Annotated in this window: 16 protein-coding genes; 10 read left to right on the forward strand and 6 right to left on the reverse strand. The window is 66.3% G+C overall.

What is annotated here, in order from left to right:
• The 6 genes from ACIPK7_RS24955 to ACIPK7_RS24980 all read left to right on the forward strand — a co-directional run bounded on the left by ACIPK7_RS24955 (position 1) and on the right by ACIPK7_RS24980 (position 6,408).
• Positions 1–1,587 (forward strand): ABC transporter substrate-binding protein, encoded by a 1,587-nt coding sequence (locus tag ACIPK7_RS24955; protein WP_192431602.1) that lies wholly within the window; start codon positions 1–3, stop codon positions 1,585–1,587.
• Positions 1,588–1,661: 74 nt separating this feature from the next.
• Positions 1,662–2,672: an ABC transporter permease subunit gene (locus ACIPK7_RS24960; RefSeq protein ID WP_045209546.1), complete on the forward strand. Its 1,011-nt coding sequence runs from the start codon at positions 1,662–1,664 to the stop codon at positions 2,670–2,672.
• A 14-nt stretch (positions 2,673–2,686) separates the two neighbouring features.
• On the forward strand, positions 2,687–3,598 hold the full coding sequence (locus ACIPK7_RS24965) for an ABC transporter permease subunit (RefSeq protein ID WP_253449603.1): 912 nt from the start codon (positions 2,687–2,689) through the stop codon (positions 3,596–3,598).
• 67 nt (positions 3,599–3,665) lie between these two features.
• Positions 3,666–4,643, forward strand: coding sequence for an ABC transporter ATP-binding protein (locus ACIPK7_RS24970; protein ID WP_184588904.1), 978 nt, complete (start codon positions 3,666–3,668; stop codon positions 4,641–4,643).
• A complete protein-coding gene (locus tag ACIPK7_RS24975; RefSeq protein WP_401090843.1) occupies positions 4,640–5,611 on the forward strand; it encodes a peptide ABC transporter ATP-binding protein in 972 nt (323 codons plus the stop codon). Before ACIPK7_RS24970 ends, ACIPK7_RS24975 begins: the two co-directional genes overlap by 4 nt.
• Before the next feature lie 161 nt (positions 5,612–5,772).
• On the forward strand, positions 5,773–6,408 hold the full coding sequence (locus ACIPK7_RS24980) for a hypothetical protein (protein WP_401090845.1): 636 nt from the start codon (positions 5,773–5,775) through the stop codon (positions 6,406–6,408).
• A gap of 9 nt (positions 6,409–6,417) precedes the next feature.
• Here the strand turns inward: ACIPK7_RS24980 and ACIPK7_RS24985 are convergent, their stop codons facing one another.
• Positions 6,418–7,044 carry a LysE family translocator gene (locus ACIPK7_RS24985; protein ID WP_401090847.1) on the reverse strand — a complete coding sequence of 209 codons (627 nt, stop codon included), beginning with the start codon at positions 7,042–7,044 and terminating at the stop codon, positions 6,418–6,420.
• A 135-nt stretch (positions 7,045–7,179) separates the two neighbouring features.
• Between ACIPK7_RS24985 and ACIPK7_RS24990 the strand changes: the two genes are divergently transcribed.
• The 3 genes from ACIPK7_RS24990 to prfH all read left to right on the forward strand — a co-directional run bounded on the left by ACIPK7_RS24990 (position 7,180) and on the right by prfH (position 9,619).
• Positions 7,180–7,662, forward strand: a complete 483-nt coding sequence (locus tag ACIPK7_RS24990; protein WP_138212243.1) for an Lrp/AsnC family transcriptional regulator — start codon at positions 7,180–7,182, stop codon at positions 7,660–7,662.
• Positions 7,663–7,871: 209 nt separating this feature from the next.
• The gene (locus ACIPK7_RS24995; protein WP_401090849.1) at positions 7,872–9,008 is read left to right on the forward strand and encodes an RNA ligase RtcB family protein; all 1,137 of its coding nucleotides are present in this window, start codon (positions 7,872–7,874) and stop codon (positions 9,006–9,008) included.
• Entirely contained in the window at positions 9,008–9,619 is a 612-nt protein-coding gene (gene prfH, locus ACIPK7_RS25000) for a peptide chain release factor H (RefSeq protein WP_401090851.1), read from the forward strand. Before ACIPK7_RS24995 ends, prfH begins: the two co-directional genes overlap by 1 nt.
• Before the next feature lie 2 nt (positions 9,620–9,621).
• On the opposite strand, the gene ACIPK7_RS25005 is transcribed toward prfH, so the two are convergent.
• The 3 genes from ACIPK7_RS25005 to ACIPK7_RS25015 are packed head-to-tail and all read right to left on the reverse strand — an operon-like array spanning position 9,622 to position 11,965.
• A complete protein-coding gene (locus ACIPK7_RS25005) occupies positions 9,622–10,539 on the reverse strand; it encodes a biotin-dependent carboxyltransferase family protein (RefSeq protein ID WP_401090853.1) in 918 nt (305 codons plus the stop codon).
• Complete coding sequence (gene pxpB, locus ACIPK7_RS25010; RefSeq protein ID WP_401090855.1) at positions 10,536–11,213, reverse strand: 5-oxoprolinase subunit PxpB; 678 nt, start codon at positions 11,211–11,213, stop codon at positions 10,536–10,538. The genes ACIPK7_RS25005 and pxpB overlap by 4 nt, the downstream gene beginning before the upstream one ends.
• Positions 11,210–11,965, reverse strand: coding sequence for a 5-oxoprolinase subunit PxpA (locus ACIPK7_RS25015; RefSeq protein WP_401090856.1), 756 nt, complete (start codon positions 11,963–11,965; stop codon positions 11,210–11,212). The genes pxpB and ACIPK7_RS25015 overlap by 4 nt, the downstream gene beginning before the upstream one ends.
• Positions 11,966–12,095: 130 nt before the next feature.
• Between ACIPK7_RS25015 and lpxO the strand changes: the two genes are divergently transcribed.
• Positions 12,096–12,995 (forward strand): lipid A hydroxylase LpxO, encoded by a 900-nt coding sequence (lpxO, locus tag ACIPK7_RS25020; RefSeq protein WP_401090996.1) that lies wholly within the window; start codon positions 12,096–12,098, stop codon positions 12,993–12,995.
• A 224-nt stretch (positions 12,996–13,219) separates the two neighbouring features.
• Here lpxO and ACIPK7_RS25025 read toward each other — a convergent pair whose 3' ends face one another.
• On the reverse strand, positions 13,220–15,769 hold the full coding sequence (locus ACIPK7_RS25025) for a PepSY domain-containing protein (RefSeq protein ID WP_401090998.1): 2,550 nt from the start codon (positions 15,767–15,769) through the stop codon (positions 13,220–13,222).
• Between the two features lie 185 nt (positions 15,770–15,954).
• Positions 15,955–18,216, reverse strand: a complete 2,262-nt coding sequence (locus ACIPK7_RS25030) for a TonB-dependent receptor (RefSeq protein ID WP_401090858.1) — start codon at positions 18,214–18,216, stop codon at positions 15,955–15,957.
• Positions 18,217–18,322: the final 106 nt, after the last annotated feature.

Here is an 18,322-nt window from a genome sequence, read left to right on the forward strand (position 1 = left end):
ATGCCCATCCCGCGTCTGCTCCCCCTTCTGCTCGCGCTCGGCAGCGGCACCGCCCTGGCGCAGAACCTGGTGGTCTGCACCGAGGCGAGCCCGGAAGGGTTCGACATCGTCCAGTACACCGGCGCGGTCACCGCCGACGCCAGCGGCCAGACCGTCTTCAATCGCCTGGCCGACTTCCGCCCCGGCACCACCGAAGTGGTGCCTTCGCTGGCGCAAAGCTGGGAGGTCAGCCCCGACGGGCTGACCTACACCTTTCACCTGCGCCCGGACGTGAAGTTCCATACCACCGACTACTTCAAGCCCACGCGCGCCCTCAATGCCGACGACGTGCTCTGGACCTTCGAGCGTCCGCTGGACCCGAAGCACCCCTGGCATGCATCGTCCGCACGCGGCTATGCCTACTTCGACGCCATGGGCATGCGCGAACTGATCAAGTCGGTGGAAAAGCTCGACGACCTCACCGTGCGCTTCACCCTGAACCACCCGGAGTCGCCGTTCCTGGCCGACATGGCGATGGACTTCGCCTCCATCTACTCGGCCGAATACGGCGACCAGCTGCTGGCCGCCGGTAAACAAGGGCAGCTCAACAACCTGCCCATCGGCACCGGGCCCTTCGTCTTCAACCGCTACGCCAAGGACGCCCAGGTTCGTTTCCGCGCCAACCCGGACTACTTCGGCGGCAAGCCGAAGATCGACAACCTGATCTTCGCCATCACCCCGGATTCCAACGTCCGGCTGCAGAAGATCCGCCGCAACGAGTGCCAGATCGCGCTCTACCCCAAGCCATCGGACGTCCCCGGTCTGGAGCAGGACAAGAACCTGGCAGTGGACAGCATCGACGCCCTGCTCACGACCTATGTCGCCCTGAACACCCGGCACAAACCGCTGGACGACGTGCGAGTGCGCCAGGCCATCAATCTGGCGTTCGACAAGAAAGCCATGCTGGATGCCGTCTACGGGGCCGGCGCGGCCACGCCGGCCATCAATCCGTACCCCGCCACCCTGCTGGGTTACAACAACGACATCCGGGACTGGCCCCACGATCCAGAGCGCGCCAGGGCGTTGCTCAAGGAAGCGGGCGTGGAGAACCTCAAGCTGACCCTGTTCACCCGCAACGGCAGTTCCTCGACCATCCCCAACGCAGCGCAAATGGCACAGATGCTGCAGTCGGACCTGGCCAAGGTGGGCATCACGCTGGACATCCGCACACTGGAGTTCGGCGAGCTGATCAAGCGCATCAAGGCCGGCGAGCACGATCTCTCGCTCTACGGCGGCTGGGCCGGCGACAACGGCGACCCGGACAACTTCCTCTCACCCAACCTGAGCTGTGCTGCGGCGAAATCAGGCGAAAACCATGCTTTCTGGTGCGATCAGGGCTTCGAAACGCTGATCCAGGAAGCCCGCCAGACCAGCGACAACGCAAAACGTGCGGAACTTTACAAAAAGGCGACATCCATATTCCACGAGCAGGCCCCATGGATTCCCCTGGCACATCCTAAGCTGTTCAATGTGCGCCGCAGCAATATCTCGGGCTACACCATCAGCCCGCTGACAAAAAACAACTTCGCCGACGTTCAGATCCAGTAACCGGCAAAGTCATAAGAAACCGGCGCCCGTCGTGATCCGACGGGTAGCCGCTCGGTGAGGAGCCCCCAACCATCATGCTCAGTTTCATCGCACGCCGATTCGGTCTGCTGATCCCGACTTTCTTCGGCGTCACCCTGCTGACCTTCGCGCTGATCCGCCTGATTCCGGGCGACCCCGTGGAAGTGATGATGGGTGAACGCCGCGTCGATCCGCAGATGCATGCCGAGGCCATGCACCGCCTGGGGCTCGACAAGCCCCTCTACCAGCAGTACCTCGACTACGTCGGCAACCTCGCCCAAGGCAACCTCGGCGAATCGCTGACCACCCGCGACAGCGTCTGGCACGAGTTCCTCACCCTCTTCCCCGCGACCCTCGAACTGTCCCTGGCCGCCCTGCTGTTCGCCGGCGTCTTCGGGCTGCTCGCCGGGGTGATCGCCGCCTTGAAGCGAGGCTCGCTGTTCGACCACGGGGTGATGACCATCTCCCTGGCCGGCTACTCGATGCCGATTTTCTGGTGGGGCCTGATCCTCATCATGCTGTTCTCCGTATCCCTGGGCTGGACGCCGGTTTCCGGGCGCCTGGACCTGCTCTACGACATCGAGCCGAAGACCGGTTTCATGCTCATCGACACGCTGCTCTCGGATGAGGAAGGCGCCTTCATGGACGCCGTGCGCCACCTGATCCTGCCGGCCATCGTGCTGGGCACCATCCCCCTGGCGGTAATTGCGCGGATGACTCGCTCCTCGATGCTCGAAGTACTGCGCGAGGACTACGTGCGCACCGCCCGCGCCAAGGGCCTGTCGCCGGCCCGCGTGGTGTTCGTGCACGCCCTGCGCAACGCCATGATCCCGGTGCTCACCGTGTTCGGCCTGCAGGTCGGCACGCTGCTCGCCGGTGCGGTACTGACTGAGACCATCTTCTCCTGGCCGGGCATCGGCAAATGGCTGATCGACGCCATCGGCCGCCGCGACTACCCGGTGGTGCAGAACGGCATCCTGCTGGTGGCGACCCTGGTGATCCTGGTGAACTTCATCGTGGACATCCTCTACGGCCTCGCCAACCCACGCATCCGTCATCAACGCTAACCGGAGCCGACGCCATGAATGCCAACGCTAAAGCTCCCGCCAGCGACCCGAGCCTGGTCTATCCGTCCCCGCTGAAAGAATTCTGGCAAGCCTTCTCGCGCAACAAGGGCGCGGTCGGCGGCCTGCTGTTCATGCTGGTCATCGTCTTCTGCGCGCTGTTCGCGCCGTGGGTCGCGCCCCATGACCCGAGCGAGCAGTTCCGCGACTTCCTGCTCACCCCGCCGCTCTGGCTCGAAGGCGGCAACTCGCAGTTCCTGCTGGGCACCGACGAGCTGGGCCGCGACCTGCTCTCGCGCCTCATGCACGGCGCGCGCCTGTCGCTGATGATCGGCCTGACCTCGGTGCTGATCTCGATGATCCCCGGCATCTTCCTCGGCCTGCTCGCCGGCTTCTCGCCGACCCGCCTGGGCCCGGTGATCATGCGCCTGATGGACATCATGCTGGCTCTGCCCTCGCTGCTGCTGGCAGTGGCCATCGTCGCCATCCTCGGCCCAGGCCTGATCAACACCGTGATCGCCATCGCCATCGTCTCGCTGCCGGCCTACGTGCGCCTGACCCGCGCCGCGGTGATGGGCGAGCTGAACCGCGATTACGTCACCGCCTCGCGCCTCGCCGGCGCCGGCACCCTGCGCCTGATGTTCGTCACTGTGCTGCCCAACTGCATGGCGCCGCTGATCGTGCAGGCCACCCTGAGCTTCTCCTCGGCGATCCTCGACGCCGCGGCACTGGGTTTCCTCGGCCTGGGCGTGCAACCGCCGACGCCCGAGTGGGGCACCATGCTGGCCTCCGCGCGCGACTACATCGAGCGCGCCTGGTGGGTCGTCTCGCTGCCCGGCCTGACCATCCTGCTCAGCGTGCTGGCAATCAACCTGATGGGCGACGGCCTGCGCGATGCGCTGGACCCGAAGCTGAAGAACGCGGCGTGAGGACAGTGACCATGCACAGCCTCAAGATCGCCAACGACAACAAGAAAAGCCTGATGGAGACCGCCGTATGAGCCTCCTCGACCTGCGCAATCTTTCGGTCCGCTTCGGCGACCGCAACGCCATCCCGGTAGTGGACGGCCTCGACCTCTCGGTGGACAAGGGCGAAGTCCTGGCCATCGTCGGCGAATCCGGCTCCGGCAAGTCGGTGACCATGATGGCCCTGATGGGCCTGATCGACGCCCCCGGCATCATCACTGCCGACACCATGCAGTTCGACGGCACCGACATGCTCCGCCTGAAGGGCCGAGAGCGGCGGCGCATCGTCGGCAAGGACATCGCCATGGTCTTCCAGGACCCGATGACCGCCCTCAACCCCAGCTTCACCGTCGGCTACCAGATCGAGGAAGTGCTCAAGCTGCACCTCGGCCTGCGCGGCAAGGCCCTGCGCCAGCGCGCCCTGGAACTGCTCGAACGGGTGGAAATCCCCGGCGCTGCGCAGCGTCTGGATGCCTACCCGCACCAGCTGTCCGGCGGCATGAGCCAACGCGTCGCCATCGCCATGGCAATCGCCGGCGAGCCCAAGCTGCTGATCGCCGACGAGCCCACCACCGCGCTGGACGTGACTATCCAGGCGCAGATCATGGAGCTGCTGCTGAACCTGCAGCGCGACCAGGGGATGGCGCTGATCCTGATTACCCACGACCTCGCCGTGGTCGCCGAGACCGCCCAGCGCGTCTGCGTGATGTACGCCGGGCAAGCGGTGGAGATCGGCGAGGTGCCGGCGCTGTTCGACCTGCCGACGCACCCGTACACCGAGGCGCTGCTCAAGGCGATCCCCGAGCACAGCGCTGGCGAGGAACGCCTGGCCACCCTGCCCGGCATCGTCCCCGGCAAGTACGACCGTCCGCAGGGCTGCCTGCTGTCGCCGCGCTGCCCCTACGTGCAGGACAACTGCCGCAGCGTGCGCCCGGCCCTCGAAGCCCATGAGCGCGGCGCCGTGCGCTGCTTCTACCCGCTCAACCTGAACACCGAGGTGGCCCGATGAGCGCCGTCCTGACCGCCCGCGACCTGACCCGTCACTACGAAATCTCCCAGGGCCTGTTCAAGCCGCACGCCCTGGTCCGCGCGCTGAATGGTGTGTCCTTCGAGCTGCAGGCCGGCAAGACCCTCGCCGTGGTCGGCGAATCCGGCTGCGGCAAGTCCACCCTCGCCCGAGCGCTGACCCTGATCGAAGAACCCACCTCCGGCTCCCTGCAGATCGCCGGCCACGAGGTGAAAGGCGCCGACCACGACACCCGCAAGCAACTGCGCCGCGACGTGCAGATGGTCTTCCAGAACCCCTACGCCTCGCTCAACCCGCGGCAGAAGATCGGTGACCAACTGGCCGAGCCGCTGGTCATCAACACCAACCTGTCCCGCGCCGAACGCCGCGAGCGCGTGCAGGCGATGATGAAGCAGGTCGGCCTGCGCCCCGAACATTACCAGCGCTACCCGCACATGTTCTCCGGCGGCCAGCGCCAGCGCATCGCTCTGGCCCGCGCCATGATGCTGCGGCCCAAGGTGCTGGTGGCGGACGAACCGACCTCGGCGCTGGACGTGTCGATCCAGGCGCAGGTGCTCAACCTGTTCATGGACCTGCAGCAGGAGTTCGGCACCGCCTACGTGTTCATCTCCCACAACCTCGCCGTGGTCCGCCACGTGGCCGACGACGTGCTGGTGATGTACCTCGGCCGCCCAGCGGAAATGGGTCCGGCGGACAAGCTCTACGAGCGTCCGCTGCACCCCTATACCCAGGCGCTGCTGTCGGCGACCCCGGCCATCCACCCCGATCCGGACAAGCCCAAGATCAAGATCCAGGGCGAGCTCCCCAACCCGCTCAACCCGCCCAGCGGCTGCGCCTTCCACAAGCGCTGCCCCTATGCGACCGAGCGCTGCAGAACCGAGGTGCCGGAGCTGCGCCTGCTCGATGAGCGCCAGGTGGCCTGCCACCATGCTGAGCAGTTCCTGAACTGATACGAAACGGGCCGGTCATAGGCCGGCCCCTCTTTCGGAAACAGCCGCGTCCTACAACGCAGCCGGAACAGGCCTATCGCCTGAGCCAGACAATCCCGCCAGGGTGGCACCCCGCCACCGCCTGCACGCCGTGGCCGTTATCCACAGGGCCACGATCTTCCATGCTGCTGTTCTACCTCCTGCTCATCCTCGTCACCGCCATCGTCGCCAACGTGCAACTGCACAGGTGGAAACGTCAGCGTCGGATGGACGTTCGCGCAGCCGTGAAATCGCGGAAGAAACCGGCGCCGAAGAAGAAGGCGCCAGCGGAGGAAGTCGATCTTGACGAGATCGACTGGGACGGACTCGACCAGGAAGAACTGGATTTCAGCGCGCCGCCCGCTCCTGTTCGTACCAGGGCCCCCACGCAGCCGCCAGCCGAGGCCAAGCCGAAAGTCGAACCGCAGGACGAATTCTTCGCCCTGGAACGGGCACTGCCACCGGGACAACTGACGGCCGCCCAGCGCGACGAAGCCATGGCGCATTTGCTCAAGACCAGCCTGCACATCCCCACTCCGGAACCCGGCGAGAAGCATGTGGTGCTGGACATGGACGGCGGCAGCTATGTGCCGGTCGCCACGCACCCGGCAGCAGCGGCCATCGCCCTCGGGCATCTCGCCGAGAGCCTGCAACAACGCAAGGGCGCACAACTGCTGCGTGAGTTGCGCGGCAAGGACCTGGGCCTGCTGGTGGTCGCGCGCAACCCGCAGAAACCCTCGGTGGCGCGGCTGTGGAAAATCCAGCCGGAAGACCTCTGATCCGCGCTTCTACAAATCGCGGATCAGCGCCAGCCGCACACCAAACCCCAGCAGAATGCCGCCGAAGCCCCACTGCTGAACACGCTGCATCGTCCGGTGCCGCGCCAGCCAGCGCCCCATGCGCTCGCCACTGACGGCGTAGAAGCTGTCGAACCCCAGCCCGACCACCACCAGCACGCCGCCCAGCAGCGCGAACTGCAACGCCAGTGGGCCGTTCTGCGGATGGATAAACTGCGGCAACAGCACCGAACAAAACAGCAGCGCCTTGGGGTTGAGCAGATTGGTCAGCAGGCCCCGGCGAAAGGCGCGCCGATAGCTGACTGTGGATAACCCAGCCGCGCCGGTCGCCACCGGCAAACCCACCGGCGTGCGCAGCAGTTGCAGGCCGATCCACGCGAGGTAGAGACCGCCACCGATGCGTACCACATCGAGGGTCCATGGCGCGGTGCGAAACAGCAGCGCCAGTCCTGTCGCCGCCAGCGCGACGTGGCAGCCACGGGCCAGCCCGAGACCCAGGGCGGTTGCCAGGGCAGCACAGCGACCGTCGCGGGCACCGGTGTGCAGCAGGAGAATCATGTCCGGCCCCGGCAGCAGGTAGACCATCGCCAGGGCCAGCAGGAAGACGCCGATATCCACAAGAGCCACTCCAGATAAGTCATTGCGGATAGGGATTCTATGCCTGAAGGCCGAGGCAGGTGCTTGCGTATTCAGCCAGCCTGACGCTAACAATTGGCATACTCTGCCAGTCTCAAGCTCAAACACTAGCCACTCATGCCAAACCCAAGACTAGACGCCTACGACCACCGCATCCTCGCCGCCCTGCAGCGCGATGGCCGGCTGACCAACGTGCAGCTCGCCGAGGAGATCGGCCTCTCACCCTCCCCCTGCCTGCGCCGGGTGCGCCTGCTGGAAGAAGCCGGGATGATCCGTGGCTACCATGCCGAATTGGGCCGCGACGAAGTCGGCCTCGGGCTGACCGTGTTCGTCGGGGTGAAGGTGGAGCGCCACAGCGACACCAGCGCCGCCGCCTTCCGCCAGGCCGTGATCGACCTGCCGGAAGTCATCTCGGTGCATCTGGTCAGCGGCGAGTCGGACTTCCTCCTGCAAGTGGTGCTGCCGGACCTGCGCGCCTACGAGCAGTTCCTCACCGGCACCCTGCTCAAGCTGCCGGGCGTCAGCGACATCCGCAGCAACTTCGCCATCCAGACGGTGAAGGAGTCGGCACCGCTGCCGCTGCGCCACCTGCCGAAATAGCAGGATTGCGCGCGGGCGACCGTGCGCCTATCATTCGCCACCTTCCCATCCACCGACAGCAAAGGAGAGACATCATGCAAGCACTGATCACCCTTTGCAGGTCGCGTCTGGCGTAATCGCTTCCCCGCCGCCCCTTTGGCGGCATTGCATTGCCCGGCTCCGGCCTGCCCCCATCCTCTTTTTCGTTTCATTCCTCATGGGATTGGACAATGGGCAATTGCATCCAAAATCTGTCCGACGGCATCACCCTGATCGCCGCGGACGACACCTGGATCGAAGGTAAAGCGATCCAGCAACTTGAAACCACCGCCCGCCTGCCGGGCATGCAGCGTGTCGCCGGCATGCCGGACCTGCACCCTGGTCGCGGCTACCCGATCGGCGCGGCGTTCTTTTCCACCGGCCGCCTGTACCCGGCGCTGGTGGGCAACGACATCGGCTGCGGCATGGCGCTGTGGCGCACCGATATCGCCACCGCCAAACTGAACCTGGACAAGCTGGAAAAGCGCCTGGGCAACCTCGACGGCCCGCTGGACGACGACTGGAGCGAGCGCATTGCAAGCTTCGGCCTGCCGCCCTGCGGTCACGAGCATTCGCTGGGCACGATCGGCGGCGGCAACCACTTCGCCGAGTTGCAGCAACTCGATCAGCTCTACGACGAAGTCGCCGTCGAAGCCCTCGACGTCGACCGCCGTCACCTGCTCCTGCTGGTGCACAGCGGCTCGCGTGGCCTGGGCGAAGCCATCCTGCGCGAGCAGGTTGATCGCTTCAGCCACCAGGGCCTGGAACAAGGCACCGACGAGTGCGCGCACTACCTCGCACGCCACGACGGCGCACTGCGTTTCGCCGAAGCCAACCGCCAACTGATCGCCCTGCGCATGCTCGACCGCCTGCGGGCGGACGGTGCGCAGGTGCTGGACGTGAACCACAACCTCGTCAGCCCGGCGCGGGTCGACGGCGTCGACGGCTGGCTGCATCGCAAGGGCGCGACGCCGGCGGATCGCGGGGTGATGGTCATCCCCGGCTCCCGTGGCGACTACAGCTACCTGGTGGAACCGATCGCCGATCCTCGCAGCCTCTTCTCCCTCGCCCACGGCGCGGGGCGCAAGTGGATGCGCAGCGAGTGCAAGGACCGTCTCTCGGCGCGCTACCGCGTCGAGCAACTGGCCCGTACAGCGCTGGGCAGCCGGGTGATCTGCGGCGATCGCGGACTGATCTACGAGGAGGCACCGGAAGCCTACAAGGCCATCGACTCGGTGGTCGGTGCGTTGCGTGAAGCAGGGTTGCTGCGGGTGCTGGCGCGGCTGAAGCCGGTGCTGACCTACAAGACCCGCGGGGAGTGCTGCTGATGATCCTGCTGCAACTTTCCGCCGCTCAGGGCCCGGACGAATGCGCCTTCGTCGTGGCCAAGGCCCTGCAGCGTCTGCTACGCGAGGCCGAGGCCAACGGTGTCGAGGTGCGCGTGATCGAGGAAGAAGCCGGCCCGCGCCGCGGCACCCTGCTCTCGGTGTTGCTGGCGCTGGAAGGCGACTCGGCGGCGGCGCTGGCCGAGGACTGGAGCGGCACCCTGCAATGGGTCTGCGCCAGCCCTTACCGGCCCAACCACGGGCGCAAGAACTGGTACCTCGGCGGCGCGCGCTTCAGCGCGCCGCCGGCCAGCCTCGAAGGTGAAGTGCGCTTCGAGACGCTGCGTTCCTCCGGCCCCGGCGGGCAGCACGTCAACACCACCGACTCGGCGGTACGCGCTACCCACGTAGCCAGCGGCCTGAGCGTGAAGGTGCAGAGCGAACGCAGCCAGCACGCCAACAAGCGTCTGGCATTGCTGCTGATCGCCCGCAAGCTGGAGGAACGCGCGGAGCAGGCAAGCAGCGCGCTGCGCGCCGAACGCCGGCTGGTGCATCACCACTTGGAACGCGGCAATCCGCGCCGGGTGTTTCGCGGTGAACGCTTCGAGGGCTGATATCAGCCTGAGAAGAACCGCAGGAACGCGCGCAGGTCCGCCTGCGTCTGTTCCACGCTTGCTCGAACGAATTGCACTTCGCTGTGCGCCGGGCACTGCGCCAGTCGACCGATGTCCAGCGGGTGCAGCACGCCCAGCAGCGGGTAGCCGCCCATGCTCTGGCGGTCGGCCAGCAGGACAATCGGCTGGCCATCCGGCGGCACCTGGATGGCGCCCTCCACTATCCCCAACGACCATTGCCGGCGAGGCGCGCTCAGCGCTTCGCCGCGCAGTCGCACGCCCATGCGGTCGGATTGCGGGCTGACCTGCCAACGCTGCTTGAAGAAAGCCTGACGCTGTTCCTCGCTGAAGGCATCCGGGCCGGGTAGCACGCGCAAGGTCGGGGCCTCGCGGTAGTCCGGCCGATAAGGCCAGGGCACGCTGGCGCCACGAGTGAAACGTTTGTCATGGGCCGCACATTCCAGCAGATCGTCGTCGGCGAGCGGCCGGCCATTGCCGGTAAGACCGCCGAGTTTTTCCCGCATCTGGGTCGCGACGCTGCCCAGTATGGGCTCCACTTCGAAGCCTCCGGCAGCGGCGAGATAAGCCCGTTGTCCAGTCCGAGCGAAGCTCAGCTTCAGACGCTGCCCACCTCGCACTCGAAAACGCGACCAACCCGGCAGCAGCCCACCATCGAGCGTCGCCGGCAACTCGGCGCCGGTCAGCGCCAGCCAGGTGTCCGCCTGCACTTCCAGCTCCACCCCGCCCAGCGCGATTTCCAGTAAAGGTGCGCCGGGCGTATTGCCGAGGAGGCGATTGGCCCAGGCCGCCGCGTGTTTATCCACAGGGCCGCCGGGCGATACACCCAGGTGCTGCCAGCCCCGTCGGCCGGCGTCCTGCAGCAGACACAGCGGGCCGCAGGCGACGATTTTCAGGCTCATGGCTCGCCCCCGGCCGCGCGATAAGCCGTCTCATCGATGGACACGAAGCGCACGCGATCTCCCACCGCCAACGGGCAAGGCGGTTGCCGGTGCGGATCGAACAGGCGTTGCGCGGTGCGTCCGAGCAGATGCCAGCCCCCGGGCGAGGCCTGTGGATAAACTGCCGTCTGCCGTTCGGCGATAGCCAGGCTGCCGGCGGGCACGTGCGTGCGCGGCGTGGCCCGGCGCGGCAGGTCAAGGCGTTCGTCCAGTTCACCGAGGTAAGCGAAGCCTGGAGAGAAGCCGATGGCGCCGACGCGATAGTCGCGGCCGGCGTGCAGGTCGATCACCTGAGCAGAAGTCAGCCCGCAGAGCCGGGCGACATCGCTGAGGTCTTCGCCGGCATACCACACGGCGATTTCATGCAGCCGCCCGGCGTCGTTCGCCTGGAAGCCGCCGGGCCAGTCCGCCAACGTAGCCTGCACGCGGCTTTGTAACTGCGGCAGGTCGATGCACATCAAGTCGTAGTGCAGCAACAGCGTGGTCCAGCCGGGGACGCAATCCGTCAGCGCCGTCCCCAGTTCGGCGCGCAGGCGCTCGGCCAGTCGGGCGATGCGCAGCGGCAGCGCATCGTCGGGCTGCTCCGCGAGGGTGATCAGCAGCGCCGTGGCGCCGAAGGCCTCGACGCGAATCATGCCTGGTCCAGCAGGCCACGCAGGCGCCGCAGCACCGCCAGGGATTCGGGGTTATCACCATGCACGCAGAGGCTGTCGGCGCGCAGGCGCAGTGGATTGCCGTCGATATCCGGGAAAGGCTCGCCACGGGCGATGGCCAGGGCCTGGTCGAGGATGCGCTGCGGCTCGTGGTGCACAGCGTTGGCCAGCCGGCGCGGGGCGAGCTGGCCATCGGGCAGGTAGGCGCGGTCGGCGAAGGCTTCGAACATCAGCGGCACGTCGGCGGCGTCAGCCAGTTGCAGCTCGCGATTGTTGTCGGCCAGGGCCAGCACCATCAGCGGCAGGCGCTTGCGGTAGGCGGCGCAGGCATCGAGCACCGCGGCAAGCAGCGCGTCATCGCGCACCAGGTCGTTGTACAGCGCGCCATGGGGCTTCACGTAGGCCACCTGGGTGCCGGCGGCGCGGCAGAAGGCGTCCAGCGCACCGATCTGGTACAGCACCAGCGCGTGGACTTCCTCGGGCGAACAGCTCATGTGCCGGCGGCCGAAGCCGGCCAGGTCCGGGTAGGCGGGGTGTGCGCCGATGCTGACGCCCTGCTCCACCGCCAGACGGACGGTGCGCTGCATGGTCAAGGGGTCGCCCGCATGGTAGCCACAGGCGAGGTTGGCCTGGTCGATCAGCGGCATGGCGTGGGTGTCATCGCCCATGCGCCAGGCGCCAAAGCTTTCGCCCATGTCGCAGTTGAGCAGGACTCGCGTGCTGCGCTCGGTCATCGGTCTCGCCATCCTTCTGGATTTCCTACAGGGTAAAGCACCGGCTGGCCTTTGGCCTTCGGAGAATACTCAGTCACATTCAGGAGGAGTACTATCCCCGCTCTGTAGATGTGGGAACTCCTCCGGAATGATCAAAGCCGCCATTCTGGCCGCCTTCGGCCTGAGCATCGTTTATGTCCACCTGCGTGGGCGGGTGCGCCACAAGTTCACGCGCCAGCTGAGCGACCACTCCAGCTTCCTGGCGCCGATCAACTGCCTCATGTACCTGTTCTCCAGGGTACCCAGCCGCCCGTACCTGGCCACCGACGAATTCCCCGAGATGCGCCTGCTTGCCGAGAACTGGGAAGCCATCCGCAGCGAAGCCCTGCACCTGCGCGACGCCGGCAGCATCAAGCGCTCCGACCAGCTCAACGACGTGGGTTTCAACTCCTTCTTCAAGACCGGCTGGAAGCGCTTCTACCTGAAGTGGTACGACGACAGCCACCCGTCCGCCGACGCGCTGTGCCCGAAGACCACCGAGCTGCTGCGGCAGATTCCGTCGGTGAAGGCGGCGATGTTCGCCGAGCTGCCGCCGGGCTCGCGCCTGGTCCGCCACCGCGATCCCTACGCCGGTTCGCTGCGCTACCACCTGGGCCTGCTGACGCCCAATGATCCGGGCTGCTTCATCGAAGTGGACGGCGAGCGCTACCACTGGCGCGACGGCGAGGCGGTAGTGTTCGACGAGACCTATATCCACTACGCCGAGAACACTACGGACCACGACCGGGTGATCCTCTTCTGCGACATCGAGCGGCCGCTGAAATACGGCTGGGTGACGGCGTTCAACCGCTGGTTCAGCCGCAACGTAATGGCCGCGGCGGCCTCACCCAACGACGCAGGCGACAAGACCGGCGGCATCAACCGCGCCTTCGCTTCGCTGTACAAGATCCGCCTGCAGGGCAAGGCCCTGAAGAAGCGCAACCGCAAGCTGTATTACCTGCAGAAGTGGGGCTTCTTTGCGGCGGTGCTGGCACTGTTCTTATGGATATGAGCCGCGCCTGAAATCAAAAAGGCCTCCGCATTCGCGGGGGCCTTTTTGATTGCGGACCGTTCAAGACATCGTGGACCGATCCGTTTGCAGGTGCATCGCTGGCCGCGCAATCCGCAGGTACCGGCGACGGCGGTGCGGAACGCCAACGCCGGCGGTGCCGGCGGGTCGCGGGCATGGCCCGCTACAGGTTCAGGCCAGCGCGGTGGGCTCCCCCTGACGCAGGATCAATAGACATCGCGGCGGTAGCGCCCGCTCTCCAGCAGCGCCTCGACCTCGGCGTCGCCCAGCATCTCGCGCAGGGCGCGGTCCACGCCTTCGGCCATGCCCTGCAGGCTGCCGCAGACGTAGATCGCCGCGCCGTCGTCGAGCCACTGGGCGAGGACTTCGCCGCTGGCACGCAGGCGGTCCTGCACGTAGACCTTCTCAGCCTGATCGCGAGAGAAAGCAACATCCAGGCGTTGCAGTTCACCGCGCGCCAGCAAGCCTTCCAGCTCCGCGCGGCAGTAGAAGTCGTGGGCGATGTTGCGCTCGCCAAACAGCAACCAGTTGCGCGAACGGCCCTCGGCCACACTCGCCTGCAGCAGTGCGCGCAGGCCGGCGATACCGGTGCCGTTGCCGATCAGGATCAGCGGGCGATCCTCCTCGGTCAGGTGGAAGCTGCGGTTGCGCCGCAGGCGCAGCAGCAGGCTGCCGCCCTCGGGCAGGTACTCGGTCAGCCAGCCGGAACAGATGCCCAGCGAGCCGTCGGTGTGCTGCTCCTGACGGACGATCAGCTCCAGGGCGCCTGCGCTGCGCAACGAGGCGATGGAGTACTGGCGCACCGAGAGCTTGATCAGCGCGTCGTAAACCGCTTGGCCGTGCTGGCCGACCAGGTGTTCGAGGTTGCCCGGCAGCAGGCAGCCGGCCAGGGCGTCCCTCAATGGCAGGGCCAGGCCATCGGCCTGTATCTGGGCGGTACCATCCAGACCGAGGCGTTCGAGCCATCGGGCAACGAGGAAGTCCGGTTGGCGCGGAACGATTTCCACCAGGTCGCCAGCGGACCAGTCGATCTGCGAATCGCTCAGCGCGGTGAGGCGCAGCAGCCAGGTGGATTCGCCCTGGCTGCCAGGGTTGAGGTGCTCGCGACCACTCAGCGTCCAGACCTCGAAAGCTGGTGCAGTGAACGCGACTTGCGGCGCAGCGCCGGAAAGTTCGCCCAGACGGACCTGCCAGGCGTGCAGCGCAGCGGCATCACCGTTGTCCACTTCCACGCCGTCGAACAGCGGGCGCGCGCCCTGTCCTTGCAGCCAGCCCTGCATGCGTCGGGCGAAGCCGCAGAAGTGTTCGTACTGGCGGTCGCCCAAGGCCAGGATGGCGAAGCGCAGGTCGTTGAGCCCGAGGGTCTGCCCAAGCAGTTGGCGTTCGAAGCCACGGGCGCTGTCCGGTGCCTCGCCCTCGCCGAAGGTGCTGACCACGAACAGCGCGTTGCGGGTCTGCTCCAGCTGCGCACGATCCAGCTTGCCCAGCGGCTCGACACGCACCGGCAGGCCGGCGGCCTGCAGCTGGCCGGCGCTCTGCCACGCCAGTTGCTCGGCGAAGCCGCTCTGGCTGGCGTAGCCCACCAGCCAGGAGTCGGCGCCACCGGCGTTGTGGTCCAGTTCGCCACGGGCGGCCTGCGCGGCGCGCTTCTTGCGGCGGCGGTCGAGATAAAGCAGCCAGCCGGTGATGAAGAACAGCGGCATGGCGAGGCTGGCAAGCATCATCAGGATGCGCCCGGTAAGGCCGAAGTAGCTGCCCACGTGCAGGGCGTAGACGCTGGTGAGCAGTTGCTTGCCGGCGCTGCTGTCGTTGTAGCGACGGTGCTTGAGCAGCTTGCCGCTGGCCGGGTCGATGGTCATCTCGTTGAAGGCGCGCTCGTGGGCGGCGTCATCGAGGAGATAGAATACGGTGGCCGGCTGGCCCTTCACCGGCGGCAGGCGCAGGTTGTAGGCGGTCATGGCGGCGCCCCCGGTCTGCTGGATGGTGTTCCAGATGGCGGCGGCGTCCACCACCGGCGGCGGGCCTTCCGGCGCCGGGCCGCGTTTGCCGCCGCCGCGCTGGCCGCCCTTGGCCTGGCCGGCGGGGGCATCGTCGAGCAGCTTGAACAGGCCGTTGCGGTACCACTCGTAGGACCAGTACAGGCCGGTCAGCGAGGCCAGGAGATAGAACACCAGGCACCAGGTTCCGGCGACGGCGTGCAGGTCCCAATTGAAGGCGCGGCCCTTCTTGCGCCAGTCGAAGGTCAGCCAGGTGCGCCAGCTCAGCGCCTTGCGCGGCCAGCGCAGGTAGAGCCCGGAGAGGCAGAAGAAGATCAGGATCAGGGTGCAGGCGCCCGTGATCTTCTGCCCGGTTTCGCCGGCAGCGAGGAAGCGGTGCAGTTGCATGACGAACTGGAAGGCGCCCTCGCCCACGGGCGCGGGCAGCGCCCGGGCGGTGTACGGGTCGACATAGCGCGATTCGCCACGGCGCTGGCCCGGTGGCGGGGTGAAGAAAATGCGTGCGGACTCAACGCCTTCGGTCTTGAGCCAGAGGAAGGAAACCTTCTTGCCCGGCTCGGCGCTCTCCACCCGGCGGATCAGTTCGTCCATCGGCAGCACGGCTTCGGCGCGCTTTTCCACCACCAGACTCTCGGGGTTGATGGCGCGAAGGATTTCATCCTGGAACGACAGCATCGCCCCGGTGATGCCCATCAGCGCCAGCACCAGACCTGCGCTGATACCGAACAGCCAATGCAACTGGAACAGGACTTTCTTCAACACCGCGGCTTCACCTTAGGACACCCATCACGCAGGGCGGCATTTTAATGAGAATGGCTCGCAAACGCAGCCGATTTAACAATCTTTACTCTGGCCGGACCTTCGCCGAAGAGGCCCCTGCCCCCGGACAAAGAAAAGCCCCGGCCGAGGAGCATCGGCCGGGGCGGGTCGCCAGATGCGCCCCCTTAGAAGTGCAGGTTGACGCCCAGCAGCGCGGTGCGGCCGGGGGCCACGTGCGCCATGTGGGTGCTGAAGACCTGGTCGAAGTAGCGCTTGTCGGTCAGGTTCTGCACGTTGAGCTGCAGATCGACGTTCTTGCTGATCACGTACTTGGCCATGGCGTCGTAGCGCCAGTAGGACGGGATCATGGTGCTGTTGGCGGTGTTGCCGAACTGCTCGTCGACGTAGGTGGCGCCGCCGCCCACGGTGAAGTTCTGCAGCACATCGTAGGTCGACCAGAGGGTGAAGTTGTTCTGCGCCGTCTGCGGCATGCGATTGCCTTCGTCGCTGGCCACGCTGGACTTGAGGATCTCGCTGTCCAGGTAGGTGTAGCCACCGAAGACCTTCCACTTGGGTGTCAGTGCACCGCTGAAGCCCAGCTCGACGCCCTGCACGCGCTGCTCACCATCGAGCACCTGCACGGTGGAGTCATCCGGCGAGGCGACGCGGGCGTTGGTCTTGTCGGTGCGGAAGATCGCCGCGTTGAGCGACAGCGCTTCGTCGAAGAACGCCCACTTGGTGCCGATCTCGTAGTTGCGGTTGCGCTCCGGATCAAGGTTGGCATTGGCCAGCGCCAAGTCGCCGCCACCTTCACCGGCGGTCTCGCCGCTGGGGTTGCTGGAAGTGGACCAGGCGGCGTAGACGCTGCCGTTGGGCGCTGGTTTGTAGACCACGCCGAGCTGGTAGTTCCAGAAATGCGAGTTGTTCTGACGGTCGAAATCGCCGGCGGGCGAGCCACGGCCGCCGGTGGAGTAGCCACTGGAGCGAGTCTCGAAGTCGTCGTAGCGCAGGCCGAGGTTGAGGTCCCACTGCTCGCTGAGCTTGAGGGTGTCGAACACATAGGCCGAGGCGGTCTTGGTGTCGGTGTCGGTGAAGGCGGCGCTGTCGGTGATGCGGCCGGTCCAGTGGTCGCCCGGCGTCGGCTTGTTCAGGCTGGTGCAGTCGCCGCTGGCGATCAGCGACGGCGTGCAGAGGTTGCCAGCGCCACCGCCTGGGGTGATCACATAGGGACGGTTGTGCACGTCCTCGTAGCTGAACTCCATGCCGGTCACCAGGGTGTGGCCGATGAAGCCGGTATCGAAGGTGGACTTCAGGTCGGTCTGGTTGACCCAACCCTTGGAGGTGGAGTTGCGGTTCTTCGAGGAGCGATACACCAGCCCGTTGGCGACGTTGCCGCGACTGTCGTCGGGGTTGGTGGCGATGTAATCGAGGGTGGTGCGCACCAGGCGGAAGCTGTTGGACAGGGTCAGGTTGTCGTTCAGGTCGTGCTCGATACGGAAGGTACCGGTATCGGTGGTGCTCTTGCGGTAGTCGCGGTCGTTCAGGCCGTAGAAGTTGCTCTTGTCGACCGACACCGGCTTGCTCGGGTTGCGCTCGCTGCGCCCGGCCAGGGTCAGCGGGATGCCGTAGTCAGGCATGTCGTCGGTGGACAGATGGTAGTAGGACAGCGTCGCGCGGGTCGGCGTGTCGAAGCCGAAGGTGACGGTCGGCGCGACGCCCCAGCGGCTGACGTTGACCTCATCTCGACCGGCGACGTTGGCATCGTGCTTCATCAGGTTCAGGCGGAAGGCCGCGTTGTCGCCCAGGCGGTGGTTGACGTCCAGCGTGGTACGGCGGGTCTGGTCGGTGCCCAGCACGACGCTGGCGTCGTTGAAGTCGGCCTGCTTGGCGGTCTTGCTGATCAGGTTCAGGCTGCCCCCGGTGGAGCCGGCGCCGGTGTAGGCCGAGCCCGGGCCCTTGCTGACTTCGATCTGCTCGATATTGAAAATCTCGCGGGTCTGCGAAGCCACGTCGCGCATGCCGTCGAGGAAGGTGTCGCTCTCGGCGTTGAAGCCACGGATGAACGGACGGTCTCCCGCCGGATTGCCGCCCTCGCCAGCGCCAAAGGTGATGCCGGGCGTGGTGCGCAGGGCGTCCTGGAGGGTCAGCGCGCCGGTGTCCTTGATCACCTGCTGCGGGATCACGGTCACAGTCTTGGGCGTCTCCAACAGCGGCGCGGTGTACTTCTCGTTGGAAGATTTCTCGACGTTGTAGGTCGTCGGGTCCTGCTGCTGGGTGCCCAACACGGTGTCGGCGTCCAAAGACAGCACGTCCTCGCCGGACTGCTTCGGCGACGCCTCGGCGGCGTGGGCCAGATGAGTGCCCGACATGGCGCTGATCGCCACGCCGACAGCGCTGACTAGAAGGCGCGGCTTGCTGCCGGTGAACTCGGTGGATTGACGCGACATCGAAACTCCCTCCCCAGGGGTTCATGAAGGCCGCGCAATTTATTGCAATTGAGAATTTGTATCAATTCACATTCATTACCATACGCACATGATTTACAACTTTTAC

This window comes from Pseudomonas sp. NPDC086581, from assembly GCF_044746165.1.
In the GTDB taxonomy this organism is placed as follows: domain Bacteria; phylum Pseudomonadota; class Gammaproteobacteria; order Pseudomonadales; family Pseudomonadaceae; genus Pseudomonas.

What these genes read in the sequence shown, in the direction of transcription:
- ACIPK7_RS24955 (WP_192431602.1), top strand. Translation starts at nt 1, where the DNA reads ATGCCCATCCCGCGTCTGCTCCCCCTTCTGCTCGCGCTCGGCAGCGGC.
- ACIPK7_RS24960 (WP_045209546.1), top strand. Translation starts at nt 1,662, where the DNA reads ATGCTCAGTTTCATCGCACGCCGATTCGGTCTGCTGATCCCGACTTTC.
- ACIPK7_RS24965 (WP_253449603.1), top strand. Translation starts at nt 2,687, where the DNA reads ATGAATGCCAACGCTAAAGCTCCCGCCAGCGACCCGAGCCTGGTCTAT.
- ACIPK7_RS24970 (WP_184588904.1), top strand. Translation starts at nt 3,666, where the DNA reads ATGAGCCTCCTCGACCTGCGCAATCTTTCGGTCCGCTTCGGCGACCGC.
- ACIPK7_RS24975 (WP_401090843.1), top strand. Translation starts at nt 4,640, where the DNA reads ATGAGCGCCGTCCTGACCGCCCGCGACCTGACCCGTCACTACGAAATC.
- ACIPK7_RS24980 (WP_401090845.1), top strand. Translation starts at nt 5,773, where the DNA reads ATGCTGCTGTTCTACCTCCTGCTCATCCTCGTCACCGCCATCGTCGCC.
- ACIPK7_RS24990 (WP_138212243.1), top strand. Translation starts at nt 7,180, where the DNA reads ATGCCAAACCCAAGACTAGACGCCTACGACCACCGCATCCTCGCCGCC.
- ACIPK7_RS24995 (WP_401090849.1), top strand. Translation starts at nt 7,872, where the DNA reads ATGGGCAATTGCATCCAAAATCTGTCCGACGGCATCACCCTGATCGCC.
- prfH (WP_401090851.1), top strand. Translation starts at nt 9,008, where the DNA reads ATGATCCTGCTGCAACTTTCCGCCGCTCAGGGCCCGGACGAATGCGCC.
- ACIPK7_RS25005 (WP_401090853.1), bottom strand. Translation starts at nt 10,539, where the DNA reads ATGAGCCTGAAAATCGTCGCCTGCGGCCCGCTGTGTCTGCTGCAGGAC.
- pxpB (WP_401090855.1), bottom strand. Translation starts at nt 11,213, where the DNA reads ATGATTCGCGTCGAGGCCTTCGGCGCCACGGCGCTGCTGATCACCCTC.
- ACIPK7_RS25015 (WP_401090856.1), bottom strand. Translation starts at nt 11,965, where the DNA reads ATGACCGAGCGCAGCACGCGAGTCCTGCTCAACTGCGACATGGGCGAA.
- ACIPK7_RS25030 (WP_401090858.1), bottom strand. Translation starts at nt 18,216, where the DNA reads ATGTCGCGTCAATCCACCGAGTTCACCGGCAGCAAGCCGCGCCTTCTA.